The sequence below is a fragment of the Nonomuraea turcica genome, assembly GCF_030718205.1.
Taxonomy (GTDB): Bacteria; Actinomycetota; Actinomycetes; order Streptosporangiales; family Streptosporangiaceae; genus Nonomuraea.
In genome coordinates, this window is sequence record NZ_JAUZQF010000030.1 from 106,375 (window position 1) to 129,135 (window position 22,761).

Below are 22,761 nucleotides of genomic sequence, written 5' to 3' on the forward strand. Positions count from 1 at the left end.
CCTAAGCCGACTGCATCTTTGCAATGGGCTGCAGGTTTCTGTCATGATCAACCAATGCATGTATCCCGATGTGAGCTGCTGCGCTGGCAGTTCGACTTGACCTGGTCGCTGTTCGATTACCACCTGGAGCGGCTGGAGCCTGCGGACTTCCTGTGGGAGCCCGCTTCCCGCTGCTGGACTGTGCGTCCGGACGTCGCGGGGACCTGGGTGCCTGACTGGGCGGAGATCGAGCCCGACCCCGTCCCGGTTCCCACGATCGGTTGGGTGAGCTGGCATATCGGCTGGTGGTGGAGCGTGACTATCGATCACGCTCAGGGCCGGACACCGCGGGAGAGGGCCGAGATCGCTTGGCCAGGTGATGGAAGGACCGCCATCGAGTGGTTGCGCAGCCTCCGTGAGGACTGGTTGGCGGTGCTGGATCGCCTCACCGACGCCGACTTGGACGCCACGGCCCCCGCCTTCCCATGGCCAAGGGACTCCAAGCACACCGTCGCCCATATGGTCGCCTGGGTGAATTCCGAGCTGATGAAGAACGTCACTGAGATTGGTCAGCTTCGGCTGTTGCGGGCCGCTTCGGGGTGAGGTGAGCGATTCGGGACCGAGACAGGCGAGAGTCTGGTCGGCGACTCTCGTCAGGACTGCACAAGTGATCATTAGGTGGCCCGCCTCAGCGCGCAGGGCAGGTGGGCGTAGAGGTGTTCGATCTCGACGTCGCGGCCGTTGTCGACTAGGACGACGTTCTCGTTGGCTCACTGGTTGTACAGGGTTGGTCAGGCCGCTGCTTGTTCTTAAGAAATCTGGAGCGATCTCGCAAGCGCCAAGGTTAAAGATCAAGTTGGCGGAGCGGTGCGGCGGAGCCGTACCACCACAAAGGCGAGCAGCCCGAGGGCGGCCAGCGCGAAGACCGCGTTGCCGATGAGGTCCACATTCGCAGGCGCTGGGAAACTCGGCGGCTGAGGGAAGCCGTGCCACGCGTAGGTGACCAGGCCGGCAGCGCCCAGGGAGAACCTGTGCCAGGGTCCCCAGCCCATGCGCCGGGACCAGCGCAGGATGAGCAGCGTCATCGTGGCGTAGAGCGCGAGGTAGAAGCCGACCGTGATCCACGCGGGCACGATGGACTGCAGCTTGCCCGCCATGGTGGGGAGCCAGAACGCCAGCCCGGCCGCGATGGTGATAGCGAAGACGGTCCACGGGCTGGCCGGCGTGGCCGGGAGGAGGGGGCGGCGGAATCGAACGGACAGGAACGCGGCGATGATCAGGGCGACGGCAGTGATCAGTGTCCAGGTGATCTGAGCGGCCGACAACGGGTAGATGGCCGCACTTGCCAGGGCGATGGGCACCGCGCCGCCCAGCAGGAACAGGACGGCTGACACGGTGAGGCCGACCTTGCCGAGCCAGGGCGTGTCCGACCGGCGTGAGCCCGCCTCTACTATCGAGATCGGCACCGCGATGCTCCACACCCCATGGATGGCCAGAACGAACACGGTCCAGTGCGCGCCGATGCCCAGTGCCGGAATGAACCCATAGTCGAGCAACCGCAACCCGACATAGTCGGGATTGAACAGTGACTGGGTGAGCAGGCCCTCCTCGATCACGGCATAGGCGAGCCCGAGCAGGATGATCCCCGGCCACCCCAGCCGCCATCGGCGGGCGACCTCACGGATCAGTAGCGCGCCACCGCCATAGAGCGGAATCAGCCCGATGATCATCGGTAGGGCGTTGAAGGCGATGTTGCCGAGCAGGTACTCGCCGACCAGCGGCGCGAGAACCAGCAGGCCAAGTGCTGGAAGAATGCGTTTGAACACGTCTGTCCTCACCGGTTGTAGAGCCTGCGTGCCCACAGGTATCCGCCCAGCGCGATGGCCGCGCTCCAGAGTGCCGCCGCCGCGAAGCTGGATCCCGCGGGCTCCCCGGCCAGTAGCGCGCGCAGGGTTTCGATGACCGGTGTGAACGGCTGGTGTTCGGCGAACCAGCGCAGCGGGCCCGGCATCGACTCCGGCGGGACTACGCCGCTGCCCAGGAACGGCAGCAGCATCAGCGGCATCGGCAGGTTGCTGGCCGTGGCCACGTTCTTGGTGACCATGCCCAGCGCGGCCGACAGCCAGGTGATGGCGAAGGTGACCATCGCCAGGACCCCCACCACCCCGAGCCAGTCCAGCGCGGAGGCAGCGGGGCGGAAGCCGATCAGCAGGGCCGTCAGCGTCACCGCCGTGATGGCGATGAAGTTCTGGACCAGCGCGCCGAGCACGTGCCCGGTCAGGACCGAGACGCGGGCGATGGCCATGGTCTTGAATCTGGCGACGATGCCCTCGGTCATGTCCACGGCCACCGAGATCGCTGTCCCCTGCGCGGCGCTCGCGATCGTCGTGATCATGATGCCGGGGGTGATGTAAGCGGCGTAGGCGGCGCGGTCGCCGCCGATCCCGGCGCCCATGATGCCGCCGAGGACGTAGACGAACAGCAGCAGGAGCACCACTGGCACGCCCGCGTAGGTGAGGATCAGTGTGGGGTAACGCCACATGTGCCTGATCTGGCGGCGCAGCATCGTCGCGGAGTCGGTGATCGCTCTCATCGGGAGGACTCCTCGGTCAGGGTGAGGAAGACGTCGTCCAGGTCGGGTGTGTGCACCGACAGCTCGGCGACGTCGATGGCCTGTGCGTCGAGCCATTCCAGGAGTTTGCGCAGCGTGCTGACGCCGGTGTCGGGGATCTGCACCGTGAGGGACTCCTCGTCGCGCGAGGTGGCCCTCAGGTGGGAGGCCGCCCTGAGGTAACCGTCGGGGTCGGCGAAGCGTACGACGATGTGGCCGCCGGGGACCATTCGCTTGAGCTCCTCAGGGGTGCCTTCGGCCACCAGCCGGCCCTGGCTGAGCAGCGCGATGCGGTCGGCGAGTTCGTCGGCCTCCTCCAGGTATTGGGTGGTCAGGAAGATGGTCACGCCGTCCTGCTGGACGAGGTCGCGGACGATCTGCCACATGGTGCGGCGGCTGCGCGGGTCCAGGCCTGTGGTCGGTTCGTCGAGGAAGATGAGCTTGGGCGTGCCGACCATGGTCATGGCGAGGTCGAGCCGGCGGCGCATGCCGCCGGAGTAGGTGACCGCGGCCTTGCGCGCGGCGTCGGTGAGGTCGAAGCGCTCCAGCAGTTCGCGGACGCGCCTACGGCCCTTGGCGCGGCCGAGGTGGAGCAGGTCGGCCATGAGTCGCAGGTTCTCCTCGCCGGTGAGGAAGCTGTCGACCGCGGAGAACTGGCCGGTGACGCCGATCGCGGCACGCACCTTGTCGGGTTCCTTGGCCAGGTCGTGCCCGGCCACCCAGATCTCGCCCGCGTCGGCCTTGATCAGGGTGGACAGGATCTGCACTGTGGTGGTCTTGCCCGCGCCGTTGGGGCCGAGCAGCGAGAAGACGGTGCCCTGCGGGATGGTGAGGTCGATGTCGTCCAGGACGCGGTGGGCGCCGTAGGACTTACGCAGCCCCGTCACCGAGACGAAGGTTCGCATCGCGTTCACCCCCGATCCCAGGTGACGGGCAGGCTGTGCACGCCGTAGACCTGCGAGGGGTCGGTGCGCAGCGACAGCTCTTCAGCCGGTACGGCGAGCCGCAGCGTCGGGAAGCGGATGAGCAGCGCGGGAAACGCGACACGCATCTCGATGCGGGCAAGCTGCTGACCGAGGCACTGATGGACGCCGTGGCCGAAGGCCAGATGCCCGGCGGCCGAGCGGCGCAGATCGAGCACGTCGGGGTCGGAGAACCTGGCCGGGTCCCTGTTGGCGGCGTTGATCGCGATGACGACCGTGTCGCCCGCCTTGAGCTGCCTGCCGCCGAGCTCCACGTCCTCCAGCACGCCGCGCATACCGGTGGCGGCGACGGACAGGTAACGCAGCAGCTCCTCCACGGCGCCGACGGCCAGGTCGGGGTCGCCGCGCAGGGCGGCGAGCTGGGCCGGGTTGCGCAGCAGGGCGAAGGTGCCGAGCGCGAGCATGTTGGCAGTGGTGTCGAGCCCGGCGCCGAGCAGGAACGCGGCCACGCCGCCGAGCTCCTCGTCGGTCAGGCCGCCGCCGGTGGCCAGGTCGCTGAGCAGGTCGTCGGTCGGCTTGGCCCGCTTGGCGAGCGCGAGCTCCCGCAGGTAGGTGCCGAGCTCGACGAAGGCGGCGTACTGCGCCTCAGCGGTCCCGGCGTCCGGCAGGGCCCGGGTGGAGCTCTGGAACTGGTCGCGGTCCTCGTACGGCACGCCGAGCAGCTCACAGATCATCAGCGCTGGAACCGGCTGCGTGAAGACCTCGACGAGGTCGGCGGGCGGCCCCTGCCGCTCCATCGCGTCGAGCCGCTCACGGGTAATCTCGGTGACCCGCTCGGTGAGCAGGTTCATCCTGCGGACGGTGAACTTGCCCGCCAGCAGCTTGCGGAAGCGGGTGTGCTGGGGTGCGTCCATGCCGGTCAGGTCGCCGGCGGGGGCGGGAGGCAGGTGCCCGCCCGCCAGGGGGTGGTAGTGGGTTTCGTAGCGGGAGCTGAAGCGTGGGTCGGCGAGGATCTGGCGGACCAGGTCGTATCCGGTGACGATCCAGATGCCGGGGGCGCCCTCGGGTGCGGCCAGGCGGGCGATCGGCTGCTCTGCGCGCAGGGCGGTGAGCGAAGGGGCGGGATCGAAGGGGCACGCGGGTGCGCGGTCCAGGGACACAGTGACCGGCTCCACGCGATAGTTCGCGTTCGACATGATTGAAAGCTACGTTGCTTTCAGAAATTCCGTCAATCAATCGATATGTTTACATGCAGGTCAAAGCCAATAAATTGATGCGTTGGCGCTGAGACTGAATGCAACGATACGTTGCATTGTGTGGCGCCGAACGCAATACTGGTGTCATGCCAGACGGAAGGTTGACCCGGCAGGACCGCCAGCGCATCGCGGCCGGCCTCGCCGAAGGCCGCTCCTACGCCGAGATCGCCAGGCGACTGGACCGGCCGACCTCGACGATCAGCCGTGAGGTCGGCCGCAACGGCGGCCCCAGCGACTACCGCCCCGAGCGGGCGCACCAGGCGACAGCGCGGCGGGCGCGGCGCGGCACCCCGGCACGTTCGCCCGAGGCCGGACCCCAGGACCGCAAGCTCTTCGAGGTGGAAGAGGGAGCCGTCGAGATGGCGATCGGGATGGGCCTGCCGAAAATGGTGGCGCGCGTGCTCATCGGCCTGTGGCTGAGCGAGGACGGCAGGCTCACCGCGGCCGAGCTGTCGCGCGGACTGAACGTCAGTCCCGCCTCGATCTCCATGGCGGTGGGCTACCTGACCCAACAGGGGTTGATCAGGCGCGAACGTGATCCGCAGCGGCGGCACGACATCTACGTGGTCGACGACGACGCCTGGTACCACTCGACGGCGATCAGCGCCCGGCAGACGCTCGCGGCGGCGGAGATCACGAAGGCGGCGGGGCAGACGCTCGGGCTCGACACGCCCGTGGGACGCCGCCTGGCCAGGGGCGGTGCGTTCCTGGAGCGGATCAGCCTGGACGCTCTGGCGTCGGCCGAACGCTGGCGCGACCTCCCGCCGTGATCAGACCGCAGGAATTGTGCCCCCGATTTCAAGTGCTGGCCCGCTCAACGCCCACGAGGCCCTGTTCGACCCGCGTAACGAAACTCCCGCTCCCAGCGCCACGCCGGCGGCACCACGGAACGAAACTCCGTGCGCATCTGACTACGACGCGATCGTGACCTACTCCGGGCTGCCCGGCTGCGCGACATCCCCGCTCAGCGCCGCTCGCTTGGCGACGTCCAGCCGTACCTCGCCGTCGGGGGCTGGACGTGCTGCCGGAAGGGCGGCGTCAGCCCGCGCTGGAATCTCGTGGCGCCGGTTCGCGGTAGATGTCGCCGGCTGGTCGAGCAGGTCCTGTGTGCTGACCTCGGGGACCGCTCTCCCTGTTCGCAAGGCCAGTGGCGTCACGGCGATCGCCGCGGCGAGCGGGAACAGTGCGGCGGTGCCGAAGCCCGCGGCGTAGCCGAGGCTCGCGATGAGCGTGCCCATCGCGGGTGGGGTGGCCGAGGAGGCGAGGTTCTGCACGATCGTCTGGACCGACATGGGTAAGCCGTTACCGGACGTGTCACCAACCGCCAACGCCTGAGCAGGTCGGGCACGCCCACGCCATGCTCACCCAGCCCGACGCGACGGTCTCCTCGATCGCTCGGCTACTGGGCGTCAGCCGCTCCACGATCTATAAGTATCTGCCTGAGCTCAAGCCCGACGGTCCTGCGGCCATCGAGATCCCGATTGCACGGGCCGAGCTGGAAGCCCCTGGTGGGTGATGATTGAGCGGTACCGCCCTGGCCGCCCGTGAGGTCATGGTCGCCTTGGGCATCCCGACATCGGTAAGGTCCACGAGGTCGGCCGGCGCCAGGTGCGGGGTGCGGGGTGCGGTGCGCAGTGTGTCGGCGATCAGTCGGTTGTCTCGGCCGATTCGTGGTCGTTGGTCGAAGCGTGCTTGTCGATGGCGTCGTGGGTTGCGGCCCAGCTGGCCAGGAGGTTCAGGGCGTCCTGGGTGGGTGAGGCGGGTTCGGCGGTGTAGGTGAGGAGGAACTGGCTGGGGTCGGCGCCCAATGGGAAGGTCTCGAACGGCAGGTCGAGGTCGCCGACGACCGGGTGGTGGAGGAGCTTCACGCCGGTGGTGTGGATCCGGACGTTGTGGGCTGCCCAGCGGCGACGGAAATGCTCGCTGCGGGTGGACAGCTCGCCGATCAGGTCTGTGAGTCGCCTGTCGTACAGGTCGCGGCCAGCTTCGGCGCGGAGCATGGCGACGGTGTCGTTGGCAACCTGGTCCCAGTCGCGGAAGAACTCAGTCGCCTGCGGGTCGAGGAAGACGAACCGGGCGTTGTTTGGCGGCCGTACCGGGTCGGCGTAGACCGGGGAGAACAAGGCGCGCCCGAGAGGGTTAGTGGCCAGGATGTCCCCGCGTCCGTTGAGGATGAACGCGGGTGTGCCGGTCATGGAGTTCAGGACGCGCTGCACCGGTGGGCGGACGCGTTGCTGGACCGGGCGGCGGCGTGGTGGGCGGGTCGTGCCGGCACCGCGCAGGAGGTCGAGCAGGTGGATTCGTTCGGCCTCGTCGAGCTGGAGCGCTTGGGCGATGCCCTCGATGATGCTCTCGGAGACGCCGGTGGCGTCGCCGCGTTCCAGCCGGGTGTAGTACTCGCTGGAGATGCCCGCGAGCAGGGCCACTTCCTCGCGGCGCAGCCCGGTGACCCGCCGGCGCTCTCCGCCGTAGGCGGGCAGTCCGGCCTGTTCGGGGGTGACCTTGGCCCGTCGCGTGCCCAGGAATTCCCGGATCTCGGCCCGGAAATCACCACGAAAGTCGCGATTAGTGCCATAAGGGTTGTTTCTGCTCGCCATGTGCTCCACTCTACGAGCGCTTCCTTCTGCCCGGGGGTCCCTCTCAGTGACCCCCTCATCAGTGACTCCCACACTCCCGTGACAACGGGTTTTGTTGGTAGCCGCACCGCCCCACGGTGGTGTGAATGGGCCGGATACGGCGCTTGTGCCACCGGTTTCCAGTCCTCTGCGGCGCCGTCGGCGTCGCGATCCTCGGAATAAAAGGACAAATCATGCGTCGATACACCAAGCCGGCTGTCGTCGTCACGGCGCTGGGTGCGCTCAGCCTCGCGGTCTTCGGATCGGGTGCCGCGGACGCGGCCAGCACGGTCGGCGGCAACACCGGCTCCGGGCCGTCGCCTCGCATCACGGCGGAATCCGCCTCGTGGCACCACGGGATCTCCCAGGTGAACAAGCGCATCATGCAGCGCTACAGCAGTGAGTTCCTGCCCGGTCGCGATCCCGCTCTGGCGAGAAAGTTCGTCAGCCCGGACATCGTCGTGCACTTCGGCGGCCAGACGTGGCAGGGCTGGGACATCTATCTCGGCATCGTCGCCGCGAACCTGAAGGCCTTCCCCGACCTCAAATGGACGGTGGAGGATATGCGGGCCGAGGGTGACACCGTGGCCATCCGCTACAGCATGACCGGCACCCACAAGGGACCCTTCGCCGGTGTTGAGGCGACCGGCAAGGCCATCCGCTCGGAGAGCATGACGTTCTACCGCTTGTCCCACGGCAAGATCGTCGAGGAGCGAGCCCAGCTCGACATGCTCGGCATCCTCCGGCAGATGGGCGCCATACCCGCCGCATAACAGCGAAGCCCTGCGCTTCGCCCTCCTGCGACGCGTCCGTCCGTGCTCCCGAGGCCGCCAACCTGCTCGCAGGATGGCCCGCCGGCGGAGAGTTCATCGAGGGTGAAGGGCGACGACTCTGGAAGTTTTTGTTGGTAGTGCGCCGCCCCGCGGCGATGGGAACGGGCCGGATACGGCGCTTGTTGCCGCTGGTTTCCAGGCCCTCTGCGGCGCCGTCGGCCGCTGTGATCATCGAAATCACCCAGGTGCCCGATCAGGGCACCTAAAAGGAAATCTCATGAGCAAGGTCATTTTTGTCACGGGTGCCGGACGCGGTCTCGGCACGGACATCGCCCGCGAGGCCCTCGCCGCGGGCCACCAGGTCGTCGCCACCGGCCGCCGTCCCGAACAGGTCGAGAAGACCCTGGGCGGGCCGCAGGACAACTTGCTGGTCACCAAGCTGGACGTCACCAGCCTCGAGGACGCCCAGGCCGCCGCGCAGGCCGCAGTCGACCGTTTCGGCCGCATCGACGTCCTCATCAACAACGCCGGGAACCTGTTCACCGGCTACTTCGAGGAGATCTCGCCCGCACAGATGCGCCAGCAGTTTGAGACCAACCTCTTCGGCCCGATGAACGTCACCCGCGCCGTCCTGCCTCTCATGCGCCGACAGCGCGCCGGCCACGTCATCACCATCACCTCGACCGCCGGACTGGTCGGCATGGAATTCACCTCCGCCTACGCCGCCTCGAAGTTCGCAGAAGAGGGCTGGATGGAGTCCCTTCGCTACGACGTCGAGCCGTACAACATCCACACCACGGTCGTGGAGCCCGGCTACTTCCGCACCGAACTCCTCGGGGACGGCTCCACCACCTGGCCCGAGCTGTCCATCGACGACTACGCCCCGCGCACCGCCCCGAGGATCGAGGGCATGAAGAGCATGAACGGCCGGCAGCCCGGCGACCCCGCCAAACTCGCCCGCGCCCTGCTCACCATCGCCAACCAAGACAAGCCCCTGCAGCGCTTCGTCGCCGGCGCGGACGCCATCGAGGCCGCCCAGACCAAAGCGAAGGAACTCCTCGCCGAGGCCGAGGCCTCACGCGAGCTGGGCGGCAGCCTGGCCCACGACGACACCCACGCCTGAGCAACACGCCCCGCACCCCGGCCGATGCGGAAGCCAGGTGCATCTTCGACAGCATGGAGGCAGGCAACATGCCACTCAAAGGCGAGTACGAGCCGAGCACGGCGCAGTTTGTACGTGACCAGGTGGAGCTGTACGAAAGCTCCGGCGGTACGCAAGGAACGACGCTGAGCATCCTGGTCGTACGTCCGGAAGACGAGAAGCTACGGGACCTGCCTGTCGTCATCCTGACCACCCTGGGCGCCAAAAGCGGCAAGATCCGCAAGTCCCCGCTCATGCGGGTGGAGCACGACGGCTCCTACGCCGTGGTCGCCTCCGCGGGAGGAGCCCCCACACACCCGGTCTGGTACCACAACGTGGTGGCCGACCCCCGGGTGGAGCTTCAGGACGGCCCGGTGCGCCAGGACATGCTGGCACGCGAGGTGACCGGGGACGAGAAGGCCGTGTGGTGGGCTCGAGCCGTCGAGGCGTTCCCGGACTATGCCGAATACCAGAAAAACACGGACCGCCAGATCCCGCTCTTCGTTCTGGAGCCGGCGGCCGAGGAGCACTGACCCCAGCTGACAGCGGCCAGTTCGAAATCCCCCACGGACGGCCAGTACACGCTCGGCTACCTGAACGAAGCCATGCGCCGGCAGCGCGGGCCACCGAAGCATGGCCCTTTAGCGGGTGGGCACCGCACTGGTCATGGCACTCACGGGCCATGACCACAGGCCATGACCGCCGACCGTGCCTGACGACCACTGACAAGGAGTACCTGATGAAGCACGTATCACTGGGTGGGCTTGATGTCTCCCGCATCGGCCTAGGAGCCATGACCATGGCCGGCGTCTACACCACGGGCGGGGGGCTCGATGACGCCGAGTCGATCTGCACCATCCACCGGGCGCTGGAACTGGGGGTCACCCACATCGACACCGCTGAGATCTACGGCCCCTTCCACAGCGAGGAGATCGTCGGCAAGGCCATCAAGGGCCGGCGCGACGACGTTGTCGTGGCGACGAAGTTCGGCTTGGTCTCCCACTCCGGCGGCGGTCCCGGCGTGATCGATAGCAGCGCCGCCAATGTGAAGGCCGCGGTCGAAGGCTCGCTCAAGCGGCTCGGCACCGACCACATCGACCTGTACTACCAGCACCGCGTCGACCCGAACACGCCCATTGAGGAGACCATCGGCGCGCTGGCCGAGCTGGTCGCCGACGGCAAGGTGCGCCACATCGGACTGTCCGAGGCCGGCCCCGAGACGATCCGCCGGGCACACGCCGTGCATCCGGTGGCCGCGCTCCAGACGGAATACTCTCTGTGGACCCGCGATGTCGAGGCCGAGATCCTTCCGCTGCTGCGCGAGCTCGGCATCGGGTTCGTGCCCTACTCCCCGCTCGGCCACGGCCTGCTGACCGGGCAGATCCGCACCGTCGAGGACTTCGCCGATGACGACTGGCGCAAGACCAACCCCCGGTTCACCGGCGAGAACTTCCAGCGCAACCTGCGCATCGTCGACGAAGTGCAGGCCATCGGCGCCGAGATCGGAGCCACCCCGGCACAGACCGCGCTGGCGTGGCTGCTGACCCGCGGCGACGACATCGCCCCGATCCCCGGAACCCGGCGGGTCGCGCGCGTCGAAGAAAACACCGCCGCCGACGGCATCGAACTCAGCGCCGCTCAGCTCGACCGCTTGAACAACCTCACGCCGGCCGCGGGCGAACGCCATGACGAGGCGAACATGGCCAGCATCGACCGGTGACCGCCGGCGCCGCTGCGCTCTCGTGAAGACGCCGAGGTCACGAACGCGCGGCAGCGGTTGCAGTTCTAAGCTCCCGCCGATGGAGTCGAGACCGAGATCCACCTGCTGCGCCACGCCCACGCCACCGGACTGATCAACGCCGGGGTGTCCATCGATGCTGTGTGCCGCCGCCTCGGCCACGCCACCACCTGCAGCGCATACAACTGGGTCGTCTCGGCCCGACGCCGCCGCGACCGTGTGTCTAGCTGATAAACCAGCTCAGAGGCCCTTTGGCGGCTGGTAGCACGATTGTTAACGGCTTACCCGACATCGCGCGGCCCGACCACGAGACGGGCACCAGCTCCGCGACGGCCGCGTAGCCGACGCCGTGCCAGCTCACCGTCGCCACGATTGCCACGATCAGCAGCCAGGGGCTCGGCCAGGCGTCCAGCGCCACGGAGGAGGCCAGCGCGGCCAGGGTGATGGTGTTGACCAGGGCGAGGCGGTGCAGTGGGCGGCCTTTGCCGGATGAGTGGTCCGACCAGCGTCCGGCCCCGATCCGGGCGGCCGCACCGGTCAGCTGTGCCGCCGCCAGCAACGGCCCCGCCATGGTGGGTGTCCAGCTGAGGCCCCGCACCAGGTGGTCGAACGCGAAGGTGCCCACGGTGATCTGCCCGACGACCAGCAGGGCGCTAGCACCGTGCACGCGCCACACCGACGATCGTTTCCTGTACGGGGAGGCCGCGGCCGGGTCGTTGGAGCTGCCGGTCGCCCTTGGCGCCGGGGCGAGCAGCAGCACGGTCACAAGCGCGGCGGCCACGCAGATCCCCGCCGGCACCGCGAAGGCGACCCGGATGCCCCACTGCTCGGCGATCGCGGGCAACGCGACGCCGGCCACGGCCACGCCGAGGGGTTGCGAGGCCTGCCGGATGCCCATCGGGTCCAGCCGAGATACGACCAGAACCGACCATGAGTCGATCTTGACGCCCGTTTTCGGTGCAGGCGTACGTACGGTCAGCGGTCAACCGTGATCAGTTTGAGGGCGTCTTCCTTGTCCTTGTCGGAGGGCAGGCTGTAGCGGCGGGTGGTCTCCAGGCGGGCGTGGCCGAGGATCTCGGCGACCAGGATGAGGTCCGTCTTGCCGCGGACCAGTGTGGTCGCGAGGGTGTGGCGCAGGACGTGCGCGGTGGTGGGGTCGTCCAGGCCGGCTGTCTGGGCGATTTTGGTGATGATGCTGCTGGCGGCGCGGGCGGTCAGCCGTCCGCCCTTGGCGTTGAGGAACAGGGCTCGGCTGTCGCCGGTGTGGGGCCAGTTGGGGCGTTCGTCGAGCCAGAGTTGCAGCGCGGTGCGGAGCTTGGGGTGGATGTCGACTTCGCGGAACTTGTCGCCCTTGCCGTACAGGCGCAGCTTGCCCTTGCGGGCCGACAGGTGGACGTCGTCGACGTCGAGGTGGACGACCTCGCTGATGCGTGCGCCGGCGTAGCAGGGGATCAGCGCGATGCAGCGGTTGCGCGGGGACAGGTGCGCCTCGACGGCGAGCAGCCAGCGGATGTGGGCGCGCTCTTCGAGTGCGCGGGGCGCGTTCTTGGGGAGGTCTTCGCGGCCGACGATGGCCTTGCCCAGGCCGCGGCGGGTGTGAAAGTCGTCCAGGGCGGTGAGGGCGGAGTTGACGTAGACGCGGCTGCGTTTGGCGGTGCCGTCGCGCAGCAGCCACATCCGGTAGTCGCGCACGGCCCAGTCGCGGGCCTGGCGGTCAGCCAGGGAATCGGCGGTGTAGGTGGCGGCGTGGTCGGCCAGCCAGGCCAGGAACATGCGCACGCGGGAGCGGTAGGTGCGGCGGGTCTCGGCCGACAGCGGCGCGCGTTCCAGCGCGGCGGCGTACTCGACGAGGACGGTGTCGTAGGCGGCAGGGAGCCGGGTGGGGCGAGCGCCCGCAGCCGGGCGATCACCGTCGCTCGCCATAGCTGTGGGCCGGCGCCGTCACCTGCTCAGTGGAACGCTTGACCAGGCGCTTGACCGTCCTTGCGGTGCGGGTGGTGGCGGGGACTTTGAGCCTCGCCTCCACCTCGGCGGTGGGACTGCCGACCCGGGTTGCGATCTTTTTGATGACGCTCAACGCCACGCCATCGCCGATCTCGATGATGTCGACATCGCCTCGGTCATTCGTCCAGGGCAGCGGGGCGCCGAACTCCTGAACGCTGTCGAAGAAGGTGAAGGTCTCGCGATAGATGTGTTCGTTGTCGGTGCCGGCGAAAGGGTCGCACTCAAGGATCGTCGCGAGCTGGTCGACAGGACGCACGAACGCGGCGTCGTCGTAGCCGCTGACCGTCAGCAGTCGCGGCGCCGCCCGGTTCACCACCTCGCGGGGCGAGGTGTCGCTGGACTCGATCAGGACCGTCCCGTTCGTCTGGAACGACCGTGCCGACGACGCCCCCGCGGCGCGCAGCGCGTCTTCGAGCATCGCCCGGGTGGGGCTGTTCGGGTGGCCCAGGTTCATGTTCCGGTAGAAGACGACGAACGCGGTCGGCATGCGCTGTGTTCCAATCTTGTGAAGACCACCGATGTCGCGGCAGGCGCGCCTGCGGGTGACGTCATCGGCGGAGGGTGAAGAACGTGCGGAGGTCGTCGGCGAGGAGTTGGGGTTCCTCTTGCGCGGCATGGTGCCCGCCTTTGTCGTAGGTGTTCCAGTGCACGATGGCGCTGTGGTCGCGTTCGGCGAGCGGGCGGATGGAGGGAAAGAAGTCGTCGGCAAAGCAGGCCAGGCCCAGCGGGATCGATGACGGCTCGGCAGGCGGCCTGTTGCCGTGATAACCGATCAGGGCTGAGCTGCCGGCGGTGTCGGTCAGCCAGTAGATGGCGGCGTTGGTGAGGATGTAGTCGTCGCTCACCGCGTCGCCGAACAGCTGCAGGTTCCAGGCCAGCTGGCCGGCCGGGGAGTCGGCGAGCGCGTGCGCCAGGGTCTGCGGCTGGGTGGACTGGAGGGCGAGGTAGGCGCTCCGGCCGGTCATGAAGCGTTCCAGGGCGGCCAGCTTCGCCCGGTCGTCCGGTCCCAGCAGGGCGCGCTCCGCCGGATCGGCGGAGGGCAGGGAGAAGATCTGGGTGACGTGCACCCCGACGACGCGGTGCGGATCCAGGCGTCCGAGCTCGATGGAGATCAGAGAGCCGACGTCGTTGCCGTGCGCGCCGTAGCGCTCATAGCCGAGCCGGCGCATCAGCTCCGCCCACGCCGCGGCGACGCGGCGGCGGTTCCAGCCCGGCTCACGCGGTACGCCGGAGAATCCGAAGCCGGGCACTGAGGGGATGACGAGGTGGAAGGCGTCGCTCAGCCGGTCGATCAGCGGAAGGAACTCCACGACCGACATGGGCCAGCCGTGGGTGAGGATGAGCGGCAGGGCGTCCGGCCGGGGTGAGCGGATGTGCAGGAAGTGCACGTCAAGCCCGTCGATCTCGGTCAGGAACTGCGGATGGGCGTTGATCCGCCGCTCCCAGGCGCGCCAGTCGTAGCCGTCGCGCCAGTACTCGACCAGGTGCCGGACGCGGTCGGCGGGCACACCGAGGCCGCGGCCGGGCAGCGGGCGGGTGAAGCGGGTCGCGGCCAGCCGGGCGACCAGGTCGTCCAGGGTCTCTTGCGGAATCTTCACCCGATACGGCCGCATCATGACCGGGCCACCTCGTCCAGCACCCGGGCCAGCAGCTCCGGTTCGGTGATCATCGGCCAGTGCCCGGCGTCCAGCGTGACCACCTCCAGGCCCGGCATGCGCGGCGGGCCGCCCGGGTCGCCCGCGCAGGCGATGTAGGTACGGGGCAGCCCCTGCGCCGCGCGCAGGTCGGCCGGCGCCGGGTCCTGGTAGGTGCCGATGGGCTGGCCGGCGCCGCGTGCCCGCAGCCAGGCCCGGTCCTCGGGGGTGAGCCCGTGCTCGCCGAAGTTGGCGTCGATGACCTCGTCGCTCATCACCGGGATCCGCCCGTCCCGGACAGTCTGCATGATCGCTTCGACGACGGGCGCGGGAGTGCTGTCGAACAGGCTCTTGCCCGGCTCGGGCAGGAGCGCGGCCAGGTAGACCAGCCGGGCGATCCGCCCGGAAATCGTGGTGGCGGCGATCGTGGCCGGGGCTCCGCCGTAAGAGTGCGCCACGAGCACCACCTCGCGCAGCCCGGCGTACTCGATCGCGGCCGTGATGTCCCGGGCATGCGTGGTGAGCGTCGTGTCCGACGAGCCCAGATGCGTGCGGTCGCCGAACCCGGTGAGCGTCAGCGGATACACCTGGTGGCCGTACGCGGTCAGCAGCGGCGTGACGCGCTCCCAGGCCCATGCGCCGAGGAACGAACCGCCGACAAGAACGATGGTCGACACCGGGTCGACTCCTTTCGATCGATCTCTTACCGGCGCAAGGCTAGGGAGGATTGTGGACGCTTTCTGCCCTGATTAGGATCGTGGCCGTGTCCCGTCCCGCGACCCGCGTTCTGGCACTGCTGGAGATTCTGCAAGAGCGCGGCCTGGTGCCCGCCGACGAACTGGCCCGGCGCCTGGACGTCGACGCCCGCGCCGTCCGCCGCTACATCACCGCCCTGCGCGACATGGACATCCCCGTCGAGTCCGTCCGCGGACGCTACGGCGGATACCGGCTGGCCCGCGGCGTACGCCTGCCGCCCCTGATGCTCGCCGATGACGAAGCGGTAGCCGTGGCGGTCGCGCTGGCCACCGGCAAGCAGCACGAACAGGTGGGAGAGCCCGGCCCGACCGACCGGGCGCTGGTCAAACTCAACCGCGTCCTGCCCGCGCCGCTGCGCCGGCGTGTAACCGCGTTGATCGCCGCCACCTCGGCGACGGCAGGCCCGCTGACCCCCGAACCGCACCTGGCGCTGACGCTGGCCGCGGCCGTCCACGCGCGGCACACCGTCCGGATCGAGCACACCCGCGGCGCACGCGAGGTGGACCCGTACGGGCTCGTCGTGCACTCACGCCGCTGGTACCTGGTCGGACACGACCATCTCCGCGCCGCCATCCGCATGTACCGCCTGGACAGGATCAGCGACGCCGCCGAACTGCCCGGCACATTCACCCCGCCCGACGGTTTCGACCCCGTCACCCACGTGCTGCACACGTTGACGCTCGGCGCCTGGACCCACCGCACCGAGGTATGGCTCGACACCGACCTGGCGACAGCCCGCGACCACCTGTCGGCCACCTTCGGCGACCTGAACGCCTGCCCCGGCGGCGGCGTGCTCCTGGTCAGCGGAGCAGAAGACCTGCCCGCCATGGCGCGCATCCTCACCGGCCTGCCCTGGCCCTTCACCGTCCGCGATCCGCCCGCGCTGGTCACGGCGCTCGCCGAGCACGTCACCGCGCTCACCCTGGCCGTCTCCCGCTCCCATCCCGCACCGTAGCCGTCGGCGCCTCTCATCCCCGCTGCGCCGCGGCGTCATCGTCGCCGGCGCTCTCGCCCACGAAATAGGGGTCCCAGTAGCAATGAAGAAATTTTCCACAAAGTAGCGTCTGACCTGCGGTAACGGAGGAGTTTGGCCTCCTGTGGCGGGTTGATGATCACTGCCGCTACGTTCGTTCAGGTTTGTCCGGTACGGCACGTGGAGTGGTGCTGTTGTCAGAGAAGATGTTCTCCGAGGAGCAGTTGGAGCAGCTGCGCTCGTTCCCGGAGATCAGCACAGATGAGTTGATCCGGTAATTCATGCCGACGTCGGCTGACGTGGCGTTCGTTGATCTGGGCAAGGGTAGGGGCCCGGTCGACCAGCTGGGCATGCTGGTCCAGCTCTGTACGCTGCCGTGACTCGGGTTCGTGCCTGACGATGTGGCCTCGGCGCCGCCGGCGGCGGCGGCCCGGGTCGCGGAGCGGCTGGGCGTGGCGTCGGCGGCGCTGCGGCTGTACGGCAAGCGCGATCAGACCCGCTCGGACCATCTGGGCCTGATCGCCAAGTATCTGGAGTGGCAGACCGCCCCAGCGGGCAGCCAGGCGATGAAGGAGCTGGAGCAGTTCCTGCTGGACCGGGCGATGGAGCACGACCCGCCCACGCTGCTGTTCAACCTGGCGCGCGAGTACCTGATGGCGGCCAAGGTGATCCGGCCCGGCGCGCTCATCTTGGCCAAGATGGTCGGCACGGCCCGCAAGGGCGCCGCCGATCTGACCTCGCAGCTGGTGGGGCACCTGCTGACGGCGGAGCTCCGCGCCAATCTGGAGCGGATGCTGACCTGGCTGCGCGCGATCGACGCCCACCAGATGGATGTGTCGGTGCTGCCGAACGAGCGCCGCCGGTTCCTGGCCCAGGTCGCACGCCGCTCGACCAACCAGGGCCTGGAGCGGCGCAAGGGAGCGCAAGTTCCCGATCCTGCTGGCGTTCGTCGCCCAGGCCGCGGTCGACCAGCTCGACGAGGTGGTGGCCCTGTTCGACCAGGCGGTGTCGGCTCGTGAGTCGCGGGCGAAGTCCAAGACGGACGAGGCGCTGTCGAACCGGGCGGGATGCTGCGCGAGCGGATCGGCATGCAGCGGCTGCGGGAGATCACCTCTGATGCGTGGAAGCCGCTGCCCCGGGACCATGGCCGCGCCCGACGACACCGGCATGGTCCGGCTGGATGAGGACGAGCACCTGGTGGTGCCGCCGCTGTCGGCCGAGGACGTGCCCGCCGAGGCCAAGGCGCTGAAGACGAGCTGGCCGCGATGCTGCCGTTCGCGCCGATCGCCTCGATGCTGATCGAACTGGACGCCCGCACGCACTTTCTGGACTGCTTCACCCACGCCGGCGGCAGCAAGCTGACCAAGACGGCCGAGACCAAGCGCAACATCCTGGCCGTGCTCATCGCGATGTCCACCAACCTGGGCGCCTCGCCCGCATGTCGGAGGCCTGCGGGGTGTCCTACGACGTGCTGGCCTGGACGATGGAGTGGTATGTGCGGGAGGAGACGCTGCGCGAGGCCAACACGGTGATCGTCGACCACCACTACGGCCTGGAGCTGGCCAAGGTGTTCGGCGGCGGCACCATGAGCTCATCGGATGGCCAGCGCTTCCCCGTCCGTGGCAAGGCCCTGACCGGCCGGACGATGGTCATTCACGGCGGTCAGGTGCTGTCCACGTACACCCATGTCTCCGATCAGTGGTCGACGTGCGGCACGAAGATCATCGTGCCGACGGCGTGGGAGGCGCACTTAGTCCTGGACGACTTCCTGGGCAACGCGACCGACCTTCCGATCGCCGAGCACGCGACCGACAGTCACGACGGGCCGCTGCTGGGCGCGCGCTGGAATGAGGACCTCATCGCCGCCTGCTGGCCGGACCTGCTGCGGATGGCCGGGGCGCTGAAGTGCGGGCAGGCCACCGCCTCGCTGATCGTCGGCAAGTGGTCGGCCGCCTCCCGGCAGAACACCCTGGCCGCCGCTCTGAAGGAATGGGGCATGCTGCGCAGGACCATCACCCGGCCGCACCTGGAGCAGCAGACCGAGCAGGCGTGGTGCCTGACCCTGCTGACCAACTCGGTGGTCGCGTGGAAGACCGAATATTATTCTAGGGCGGTGCTGGAGCTGCGCTCCCAGGGCCGGGAGGTGAGCGACGAGATCGCACATCTCGCCTGGCCACAGCGACAACATCACCTTCTTCGGCGTCATCAACGTGGACGTCGAGGCGGAACTGGCCAAGCTCGACACCAGCGGATGGCGACCGCTTCGGCCCGTCCAACTGCGCCAGCTGGGGCTGACCCCGTGACCTGAGTCCCTCGAAGAGGGCAAAAGCCCTGCACCTGCCCGGACGGAGCGCGAGGCCGGCGGGCCAACGGCGCGGGGTTATCGGTTTGTCGGCTGGCCCGCGGTCAAGGGCGCGGTGGACTTGCGGTGATGGGAGGCGCGGGCTTTGGCGCGGTTCCCGCAGATGTCCATGGAGCACCAGGTCCGGCGCCGATTGCGGGAGTGGTCATAGTAGGCCCATCGACAGCTCGGCTCCCGACAGGCCTTCAGCCGCGTCCACGTGCCTTCCGCCACTGCCTCGGCCACGACGGCGAGCAGCCTGGCCAGCGCCGCATCCACCGGCCCCCGGGCGCGGGCAACCAACCGGGGCGGGGAAACGGTCACGTCGAGCATCAGCGGGAAGTCGCGGGTGAGGTCGGCGAGCTCGGCGCGAGCGGCGGGGTTGAGGCCGTCCGGACGCGGGCTGGAGACCGGCTCGGTGTTGTTCTCGGCGATCAGCGCGCGTAGTCCCTCGCGGATCCGTTCGGCACGGTCGCGCTGCTCGGCGTTCACCACCGTGTCGGCCGGCATGAGACCGCGGGCGTGCAACCACGTCGCCAGCTGTTGCGGGGTTGCGATCTCGTCGCAGTCCCGGCGGCGGGTGTTGATGAACTCCTCGATCACGCGCAGCGGCATCGGCGCCGTCCCGGTTGCGAGGTTGTCCGGCACGGGCTCGGCAGCACGCTCATCCATCACGCCTCACAGCCTACCCGGCTATCGGCGATGGTAGGTTACATAACCGACGTAACCAATACGTCAGTTAGATCAGAAGGGACCGCTGGTGAGTATCAGCATCGGCAACATCTGCATCGACACGAACGACCTGGCCGGCAGCACCGCCTTCTGGCAGGCGGTCACCGAGTACCAGGTCGCTTCCTCGGAGGAAGTCGCCACCTACCTGGAGGACGCGAACAAGAGCGGCGCCGGCCTGTCCCTGCAGGCCGTGCCCGAAGGCCGGGAGGGCAAGAACCGGCTGCACCTGGACCTGTTCACTGATGACCTGGCAGGCGAGGTCGACCGGATTCGGGCCCTTGGCGCAAGTGAAGTGCGGCGCTTCGACGGCTGGGTCGTGCTGGCCGACCCTGAGGGCAACCAGTTCTGCGTCGTCGCCGCCTAGCGCCCGCCACCGCGCGACACCAGTTCCCACCACTACAGAAGAGACAGATATGGCCTCCGTGCAAAAAGAGATCATTATCGATGCCGACCCCGCGGCCGTGTGGGCGATCATCAGTGACTTCACCGACGGGCCCGTCCGGATGGCGCCGGGCTTCGTCACCGACAGCCGGCTCAACGAACCGGACGTCAGGGTCGTCACGTTCGCCGACGGAATGGTGCTGCGGGAGCAGCTCATCGCGCTCGACGATGAGCTGCGCCGACTCGTCTTCTCGGTCATCGGCGGCACCATGCAGCCGGAACACGACAACGCCTCGATGCAGGTAGTCCCGCACGGGGACGGCCGCAGCCGGTTCGTATGGATCCACGACGTGCGACCGGACGACCTCACCATCCCGATGGGCGCCGGAATGGACCACGGCCTGAGCATCTTCAAGCAGACGGTGGAGTCCTCCAGCGGGCACCTCGGCTAGGTCAGCCGCGTCATTGCTGGTCGCGGTCCTCCCCCCGAGGACCGCGACCAGCTGCGTGACCGGACGGGGCTGCCCCACCATTCGGCGGCAGACCGCTCTTGCCTGCTCCGGCGACCACGCCCCTGTCAACTCGTGGCCGGCTTCCCGATGGCTTCCGGAGCGGGCGGTGTTGTGGTCATGCGGCGGCGGGCGCTCACCCGCTCCGATCACCTGGTGCAGACGAGGTGGTCGCGCGGATGTATCGGTGGGCGAGACGGTGCAGGTGCGTGAGAAGTTCCGGCGGCCCGGTGACGTCGAAGTCCGCATCGAGCAGGCCCAAGTAGACGCCGAGGGTCTCGATCGTGTCGGCGCCGGTGTGCAGGACGCAGGTGCGGTCGTCGAGGCGTTCGACCGTGCCGACCGCCGGGCCGATCCGATCGGCGATGACCTCAGCCGGCGAGTGGACGGTGACCTGCGCCCGGTAGCGCCAGGCGGCGGCGGACACCCGGCGGGAGACGTAGGCGGCGACGTCGTCGTCGGGCAGGTCCCGTGGGGTGAAGCGGGGGCCGGTCGGGGTGCGGGGCCGGATCCGGTCGACGCGGAAGGTGCGCCAGTCGCTCCGCTCGACGTCCCATGCCAGCAGGTACCAGCGGCGGCCCCAGATGATGAGCCGGTACGGCTCGACAGTGCGCACGGCGGCCGCGCCGGCGTGATCGTGGTAGTCGAAGCGGAGCCGTTCCCGGTCGCGGCAGACCGCGCTCAGCGTGGTCAGGACCGACGCATCGATGCTGGGGCCGGCGTCGTCGCGGGGCACCGGCACCGTGTAGGCCTGCAGGGTGTTGACCCGGCGCCGCAACCGCGACGGCAGCACCTGCTCCAGCTTCGCCAGCGCCCGCAACGACGCCTCCTCGATCCCCGAGATGGCGCCACCGGTCGCGGTCCGCAGGCCAACCGTGACGGCGACCGCCTCCTCGTCGTCGAGTAGCAACGGCGGCAGTACGGCACCGGCACCGAGCCGGTAGCCGCCGGCGGAACCGCGGGTGGCCAGCACTGGGTAGTCGAGGTTGCGCAGGCGCTCCACGTCGGCCCGAACGGTCCGCCCGCTCACTCCGAGGCGTTCGGCAAGTTCGGCACCGGTCCATTCGCGTGGGGTCTGCAGGAGGGAGAGCAGCCGCAGGAGGCGGGCCGAGGTGTCCAACATTCGTCAAGCATGCCCGAGCATTAGGAACGAGATCGTCCTAATGGTCCGGCAGGGTCGATGCCATGACCGAGATCGACACGGCCGAGATCCGTGATTTCCGTATCAATATCCCGCAAGCCGACCTGGACGACCTGGCCGAGCGTCTGGCCCGGATCCGTTGGACCGACGAGTTGCCCGACGCCGGTAGCGACTACGGCGTCTCGCTGCACTACGTGCAGAGCCTGGTGCAGCGGTGGCGCGACGGCTACGACTGGCGCGCGTGGGAGACGAAACTCAACTCCTACCCCCAGTTCACCATCACCATCGACAGGCAGAACGTGCACTTCCTGCACGTGCGCTCACCCGAGCCGGACGCCACCCCGCTGCTGCTCACGCACGGCTGGCCAACCACGATCGTGGAGTACCTGGATGTGATCGGCCCGCTGAGCGATCCGCGAGCCCACGGCGGCGACCCGGCCGACGCCTTCCACCTGGTGATCCCGTCGGTGCCCGGTTTCGGGTTCTCCGGCCCCACCGCAGAGCGGGGCTGGAACCGGTACCGGATCGCGAAGGCGTGGGCTGAGCTGATGCGCCGCCTCGGGTACGAGCGCTACGGTGCGCACGGTAACGACGGCGGCTCGCTCATCTCGCCCGAAGTGGGCCGCTGCGATCCCGAGCACGTCATCGGCGTGCACGTCACCCAGGTCTTCTCCTTCCCCTCCGGCGACCCGGCCGAGCTGGCTGGCCTGTCCGAAGAGGACCAGAAGAAGGTCCAGTTCCTGCAGTGGTGGCTGGAGAACGGCGGCGCTTACGACAAGCTGCAGTCCACCGCACCGCAGACCCTGGCCCACGCGCTGGCCGACTCGCCGGTGGGGCAGCTGGGCTGGAACGCGCAGTTGCTCGGCCCGAACCTCGACCCGGATTACGTGCTGACCAACACGATGATCTACTGGCTCACCAACACCGCCGCGTCATCCGCCCGCCTCTACTACGAGGACTTCCACGCCGCCGACAAACCGACCGAACCCACCACCGTGCCGCTCGGGCTGGCGAACTTCGCCTGGGACTTCCAGTCGATCCGCCCGTTCGCCGAACGCGACCACAAGAACATCCTGTCCTGGCACGTCTACGACACGGGCAGCCACTTCGCCGCGCACGACGTGCCCGGCCTGCTGGTCGACGACATTCGCGGCTTCTTCCGCCAGCTGCGCTGAACCGTGCCGAGCGGGGTGGGCGCCGGGGGCATTTAGCCGCGCGCACCCCCCGGGTTGTAAATTAGGGTGTTCCCGCAAT

General features: G+C 68.7%; 29 protein-coding genes. 16 read left to right on the forward strand and 13 right to left on the reverse strand.

Going from position 1 to position 22,761, the window contains the following annotated elements; genetic code table 11:
• Positions 1 to 54: 54 nt before the first annotated feature.
• Positions 55 to 582, forward strand: a complete 528-nt coding sequence (locus Q9G87_RS50390) for a DinB family protein (protein WP_305923803.1) — start codon at positions 55 to 57, stop codon at positions 580 to 582.
• A gap of 248 nt (positions 583 to 830) precedes the next feature.
• Here the strand turns inward: Q9G87_RS50390 and Q9G87_RS50395 are convergent, their stop codons facing one another.
• The 4 genes from Q9G87_RS50395 to Q9G87_RS50410 are packed head-to-tail and all read right to left on the reverse strand — an operon-like array spanning position 831 to position 4,709.
• On the reverse strand, positions 831 to 1,805 hold the full coding sequence (locus tag Q9G87_RS50395) for a hypothetical protein (RefSeq protein ID WP_305923804.1): 975 nt from the start codon (positions 1,803 to 1,805) through the stop codon (positions 831 to 833).
• Positions 1,806 to 1,813: 8 nt separating this feature from the next.
• The gene (locus Q9G87_RS50400) at positions 1,814 to 2,572 is read right to left on the reverse strand and encodes an ABC transporter permease (RefSeq protein ID WP_305923805.1); all 759 of its coding nucleotides are present in this window, start codon (positions 2,570 to 2,572) and stop codon (positions 1,814 to 1,816) included.
• On the reverse strand, positions 2,569 to 3,495 hold the full coding sequence (locus Q9G87_RS50405; protein WP_305923806.1) for an ATP-binding cassette domain-containing protein: 927 nt from the start codon (positions 3,493 to 3,495) through the stop codon (positions 2,569 to 2,571). The genes Q9G87_RS50400 and Q9G87_RS50405 overlap by 4 nt, the downstream gene beginning before the upstream one ends.
• 5 nt (positions 3,496 to 3,500) lie before the next feature.
• Complete coding sequence (locus Q9G87_RS50410) at positions 3,501 to 4,709, reverse strand: cytochrome P450 (RefSeq protein ID WP_305923807.1); 1,209 nt, start codon at positions 4,707 to 4,709, stop codon at positions 3,501 to 3,503.
• Between the two features lie 146 nt (positions 4,710 to 4,855).
• On the opposite strand from Q9G87_RS50410, the gene Q9G87_RS50415 reads away from it, so the two are divergent.
• On the forward strand, positions 4,856 to 5,539 hold the full coding sequence (locus Q9G87_RS50415; protein ID WP_305923808.1) for a GbsR/MarR family transcriptional regulator: 684 nt from the start codon (positions 4,856 to 4,858) through the stop codon (positions 5,537 to 5,539).
• A 159-nt stretch (positions 5,540 to 5,698) separates the two neighbouring features.
• On the opposite strand, the gene Q9G87_RS50420 is transcribed toward Q9G87_RS50415, so the two are convergent.
• A complete protein-coding gene (locus tag Q9G87_RS50420; protein WP_305923809.1) occupies positions 5,699 to 6,061 on the reverse strand; it encodes a hypothetical protein in 363 nt (120 codons plus the stop codon).
• Between the two features lie 65 nt (positions 6,062 to 6,126).
• Between Q9G87_RS50420 and Q9G87_RS50425 the strand changes: the two genes are divergently transcribed.
• Positions 6,127 to 6,285 (forward strand): helix-turn-helix domain-containing protein, encoded by a 159-nt coding sequence (locus tag Q9G87_RS50425; protein WP_305923810.1) that lies wholly within the window; start codon positions 6,127 to 6,129, stop codon positions 6,283 to 6,285.
• A gap of 130 nt (positions 6,286 to 6,415) precedes the next feature.
• On the opposite strand, the gene Q9G87_RS50430 is transcribed toward Q9G87_RS50425, so the two are convergent.
• Entirely contained in the window at positions 6,416 to 7,366 is a 951-nt protein-coding gene (locus Q9G87_RS50430) for a helix-turn-helix transcriptional regulator (protein ID WP_305923811.1), read from the reverse strand.
• Between the two features lie 212 nt (positions 7,367 to 7,578).
• Between Q9G87_RS50430 and Q9G87_RS50435 the strand changes: the two genes are divergently transcribed.
• The 5 genes from Q9G87_RS50435 (at position 7,579) to Q9G87_RS61070 (ending at position 11,267) form a co-directional block, all read left to right on the forward strand.
• A complete protein-coding gene (locus Q9G87_RS50435) occupies positions 7,579 to 8,157 on the forward strand; it encodes an ester cyclase (RefSeq protein ID WP_305923812.1) in 579 nt (192 codons plus the stop codon).
• A 277-nt stretch (positions 8,158 to 8,434) separates the two neighbouring features.
• Complete coding sequence (locus tag Q9G87_RS50440; RefSeq protein ID WP_305923813.1) at positions 8,435 to 9,280, forward strand: SDR family oxidoreductase; 846 nt, start codon at positions 8,435 to 8,437, stop codon at positions 9,278 to 9,280.
• Between the two features lie 68 nt (positions 9,281 to 9,348).
• On the forward strand, positions 9,349 to 9,831 hold the full coding sequence (locus tag Q9G87_RS50445; RefSeq protein WP_371825957.1) for a nitroreductase family deazaflavin-dependent oxidoreductase: 483 nt from the start codon (positions 9,349 to 9,351) through the stop codon (positions 9,829 to 9,831).
• 206 nt (positions 9,832 to 10,037) lie between these two features.
• Positions 10,038 to 11,018 carry an aldo/keto reductase gene (locus tag Q9G87_RS50450; RefSeq protein ID WP_305923815.1) on the forward strand — a complete coding sequence of 327 codons (981 nt, stop codon included), beginning with the start codon at positions 10,038 to 10,040 and terminating at the stop codon, positions 11,016 to 11,018.
• 102 nt (positions 11,019 to 11,120) lie between these two features.
• Positions 11,121 to 11,267: a site-specific integrase gene (locus Q9G87_RS61070; protein WP_371825958.1), complete on the forward strand. Its 147-nt coding sequence runs from the start codon at positions 11,121 to 11,123 to the stop codon at positions 11,265 to 11,267.
• Here the strand turns inward: Q9G87_RS61070 and Q9G87_RS50455 are convergent.
• The 5 genes from Q9G87_RS50455 to Q9G87_RS50475 all read right to left on the reverse strand — a co-directional run bounded on the left by Q9G87_RS50455 (position 11,260) and on the right by Q9G87_RS50475 (position 15,351).
• Positions 11,260 to 11,934: an MFS transporter gene (locus Q9G87_RS50455; RefSeq protein WP_305923816.1), complete on the reverse strand. Its 675-nt coding sequence runs from the start codon at positions 11,932 to 11,934 to the stop codon at positions 11,260 to 11,262. The genes Q9G87_RS61070 and Q9G87_RS50455 overlap by 8 nt on opposite strands.
• A gap of 77 nt (positions 11,935 to 12,011) precedes the next feature.
• On the reverse strand, positions 12,012 to 12,959 hold the full coding sequence (locus tag Q9G87_RS50460) for a tyrosine-type recombinase/integrase (RefSeq protein WP_305923817.1): 948 nt from the start codon (positions 12,957 to 12,959) through the stop codon (positions 12,012 to 12,014).
• Positions 12,943 to 13,527, reverse strand: a complete 585-nt coding sequence (locus Q9G87_RS50465) for a DUF1697 domain-containing protein (protein WP_305923818.1) — start codon at positions 13,525 to 13,527, stop codon at positions 12,943 to 12,945. The genes Q9G87_RS50460 and Q9G87_RS50465 overlap by 17 nt, the downstream gene beginning before the upstream one ends.
• Before the next feature lie 61 nt (positions 13,528 to 13,588).
• Positions 13,589 to 14,656 carry an epoxide hydrolase family protein gene (locus Q9G87_RS50470; RefSeq protein ID WP_305923819.1) on the reverse strand — a complete coding sequence of 356 codons (1,068 nt, stop codon included), beginning with the start codon at positions 14,654 to 14,656 and terminating at the stop codon, positions 13,589 to 13,591.
• A complete protein-coding gene (locus Q9G87_RS50475) occupies positions 14,653 to 15,351 on the reverse strand; it encodes an alpha/beta fold hydrolase (protein ID WP_305923820.1) in 699 nt (232 codons plus the stop codon). The genes Q9G87_RS50470 and Q9G87_RS50475 overlap by 4 nt, the downstream gene beginning before the upstream one ends.
• A gap of 86 nt (positions 15,352 to 15,437) precedes the next feature.
• Here Q9G87_RS50475 and Q9G87_RS50480 point away from each other — a divergent pair, with 86 nt between their 5' ends.
• The 5 genes from Q9G87_RS50480 (at position 15,438) to Q9G87_RS50495 (ending at position 18,711) form a co-directional block, all read left to right on the forward strand.
• The gene (locus Q9G87_RS50480; protein ID WP_305923821.1) at positions 15,438 to 16,385 is read left to right on the forward strand and encodes a helix-turn-helix transcriptional regulator; all 948 of its coding nucleotides are present in this window, start codon (positions 15,438 to 15,440) and stop codon (positions 16,383 to 16,385) included.
• A 407-nt stretch (positions 16,386 to 16,792) separates the two neighbouring features.
• Positions 16,793 to 17,422 (forward strand): DUF4158 domain-containing protein, encoded by a 630-nt coding sequence (locus Q9G87_RS50485; protein ID WP_305923822.1) that lies wholly within the window; start codon positions 16,793 to 16,795, stop codon positions 17,420 to 17,422.
• Positions 17,423 to 17,519: 97 nt separating this feature from the next.
• Positions 17,520 to 17,702, forward strand: a complete 183-nt coding sequence (locus Q9G87_RS50490) for a hypothetical protein (protein ID WP_305923823.1) — start codon at positions 17,520 to 17,522, stop codon at positions 17,700 to 17,702.
• Entirely contained in the window at positions 17,696 to 17,935 is a 240-nt protein-coding gene (locus Q9G87_RS61075; protein ID WP_371825959.1) for a Tn3 family transposase, read from the forward strand. Before Q9G87_RS50490 ends, Q9G87_RS61075 begins: the two co-directional genes overlap by 7 nt.
• The gene (locus Q9G87_RS50495) at positions 17,842 to 18,711 is read left to right on the forward strand and encodes a Tn3 family transposase (protein ID WP_305923824.1); all 870 of its coding nucleotides are present in this window, start codon (positions 17,842 to 17,844) and stop codon (positions 18,709 to 18,711) included. Before Q9G87_RS61075 ends, Q9G87_RS50495 begins: the two co-directional genes overlap by 94 nt.
• Before the next feature lie 72 nt (positions 18,712 to 18,783).
• On the opposite strand, the gene Q9G87_RS50500 is transcribed toward Q9G87_RS50495, so the two are convergent.
• Positions 18,784 to 19,416, reverse strand: a complete 633-nt coding sequence (locus Q9G87_RS50500; protein WP_305923836.1) for a CGNR zinc finger domain-containing protein — start codon at positions 19,414 to 19,416, stop codon at positions 18,784 to 18,786.
• Between the two features lie 88 nt (positions 19,417 to 19,504).
• Between Q9G87_RS50500 and Q9G87_RS50505 the strand changes: the two genes are divergently transcribed.
• Positions 19,505 to 19,840 carry a VOC family protein gene (locus Q9G87_RS50505; protein ID WP_305923825.1) on the forward strand — a complete coding sequence of 112 codons (336 nt, stop codon included), beginning with the start codon at positions 19,505 to 19,507 and terminating at the stop codon, positions 19,838 to 19,840.
• A 49-nt stretch (positions 19,841 to 19,889) separates the two neighbouring features.
• Positions 19,890 to 20,309: an SRPBCC family protein gene (locus Q9G87_RS50510; protein ID WP_305923826.1), complete on the forward strand. Its 420-nt coding sequence runs from the start codon at positions 19,890 to 19,892 to the stop codon at positions 20,307 to 20,309.
• 193 nt (positions 20,310 to 20,502) lie between these two features.
• Here the strand turns inward: Q9G87_RS50510 and Q9G87_RS50515 are convergent, their stop codons facing one another.
• Complete coding sequence (locus tag Q9G87_RS50515; protein WP_305923827.1) at positions 20,503 to 21,489, reverse strand: helix-turn-helix transcriptional regulator; 987 nt, start codon at positions 21,487 to 21,489, stop codon at positions 20,503 to 20,505.
• 62 nt (positions 21,490 to 21,551) lie between these two features.
• On the opposite strand from Q9G87_RS50515, the gene Q9G87_RS50520 reads away from it, so the two are divergent.
• Positions 21,552 to 22,682, forward strand: coding sequence for an epoxide hydrolase family protein (locus tag Q9G87_RS50520; protein ID WP_305923828.1), 1,131 nt, complete (start codon positions 21,552 to 21,554; stop codon positions 22,680 to 22,682).
• The last annotated feature ends 79 nt before the right edge of the window (positions 22,683 to 22,761 follow it).

Bases quoted from the DNA above. Each gene is read 5' to 3' on its own strand.
- Q9G87_RS50430 (WP_305923811.1), bottom strand. From the start codon at position 7,366: ATGGCGAGCAGAAACAACCCTTATGGCACTAATCGCGACTTTCGTGGT.
- Q9G87_RS50510 (WP_305923826.1), top strand. From the start codon at position 19,890: ATGGCCTCCGTGCAAAAAGAGATCATTATCGATGCCGACCCCGCGGCC.
- Q9G87_RS50495 (WP_305923824.1), top strand. From the start codon at position 17,842: ATGTCGGAGGCCTGCGGGGTGTCCTACGACGTGCTGGCCTGGACGATG.
- Q9G87_RS50410 (WP_305923807.1), bottom strand. From the start codon at position 4,709: ATGTCGAACGCGAACTATCGCGTGGAGCCGGTCACTGTGTCCCTGGAC.
- Q9G87_RS50445 (WP_371825957.1), top strand. From the start codon at position 9,349: ATGCCACTCAAAGGCGAGTACGAGCCGAGCACGGCGCAGTTTGTACGT.
- Q9G87_RS50515 (WP_305923827.1), bottom strand. From the start codon at position 21,489: ATGTTGGACACCTCGGCCCGCCTCCTGCGGCTGCTCTCCCTCCTGCAG.
- Q9G87_RS50470 (WP_305923819.1), bottom strand. From the start codon at position 14,656: ATGATGCGGCCGTATCGGGTGAAGATTCCGCAAGAGACCCTGGACGAC.
- Q9G87_RS61075 (WP_371825959.1), top strand. From the start codon at position 17,696: ATGCTGATCGAACTGGACGCCCGCACGCACTTTCTGGACTGCTTCACC.
- Q9G87_RS50500 (WP_305923836.1), bottom strand. From the start codon at position 19,416: ATGGATGAGCGTGCTGCCGAGCCCGTGCCGGACAACCTCGCAACCGGG.
- Q9G87_RS50520 (WP_305923828.1), top strand. From the start codon at position 21,552: ATGACCGAGATCGACACGGCCGAGATCCGTGATTTCCGTATCAATATC.
- Q9G87_RS50465 (WP_305923818.1), bottom strand. From the start codon at position 13,527: ATGCCGACCGCGTTCGTCGTCTTCTACCGGAACATGAACCTGGGCCAC.
- Q9G87_RS50400 (WP_305923805.1), bottom strand. From the start codon at position 2,572: ATGAGAGCGATCACCGACTCCGCGACGATGCTGCGCCGCCAGATCAGG.
- Q9G87_RS50425 (WP_305923810.1), top strand. From the start codon at position 6,127: ATGCTCACCCAGCCCGACGCGACGGTCTCCTCGATCGCTCGGCTACTG.
- Q9G87_RS50390 (WP_305923803.1), top strand. From the start codon at position 55: ATGCATGTATCCCGATGTGAGCTGCTGCGCTGGCAGTTCGACTTGACC.
- Q9G87_RS50440 (WP_305923813.1), top strand. From the start codon at position 8,435: ATGAGCAAGGTCATTTTTGTCACGGGTGCCGGACGCGGTCTCGGCACG.
- Q9G87_RS50460 (WP_305923817.1), bottom strand. From the start codon at position 12,959: ATGGCGAGCGACGGTGATCGCCCGGCTGCGGGCGCTCGCCCCACCCGG.
- Q9G87_RS50455 (WP_305923816.1), bottom strand. From the start codon at position 11,934: ATGGGCATCCGGCAGGCCTCGCAACCCCTCGGCGTGGCCGTGGCCGGC.
- Q9G87_RS50420 (WP_305923809.1), bottom strand. From the start codon at position 6,061: ATGTCGGTCCAGACGATCGTGCAGAACCTCGCCTCCTCGGCCACCCCA.
- Q9G87_RS50405 (WP_305923806.1), bottom strand. From the start codon at position 3,495: ATGCGAACCTTCGTCTCGGTGACGGGGCTGCGTAAGTCCTACGGCGCC.
- Q9G87_RS50415 (WP_305923808.1), top strand. From the start codon at position 4,856: ATGCCAGACGGAAGGTTGACCCGGCAGGACCGCCAGCGCATCGCGGCC.
- Q9G87_RS50435 (WP_305923812.1), top strand. From the start codon at position 7,579: ATGCGTCGATACACCAAGCCGGCTGTCGTCGTCACGGCGCTGGGTGCG.
- Q9G87_RS50450 (WP_305923815.1), top strand. From the start codon at position 10,038: ATGAAGCACGTATCACTGGGTGGGCTTGATGTCTCCCGCATCGGCCTA.
- Q9G87_RS50490 (WP_305923823.1), top strand. From the start codon at position 17,520: ATGCGTGGAAGCCGCTGCCCCGGGACCATGGCCGCGCCCGACGACACC.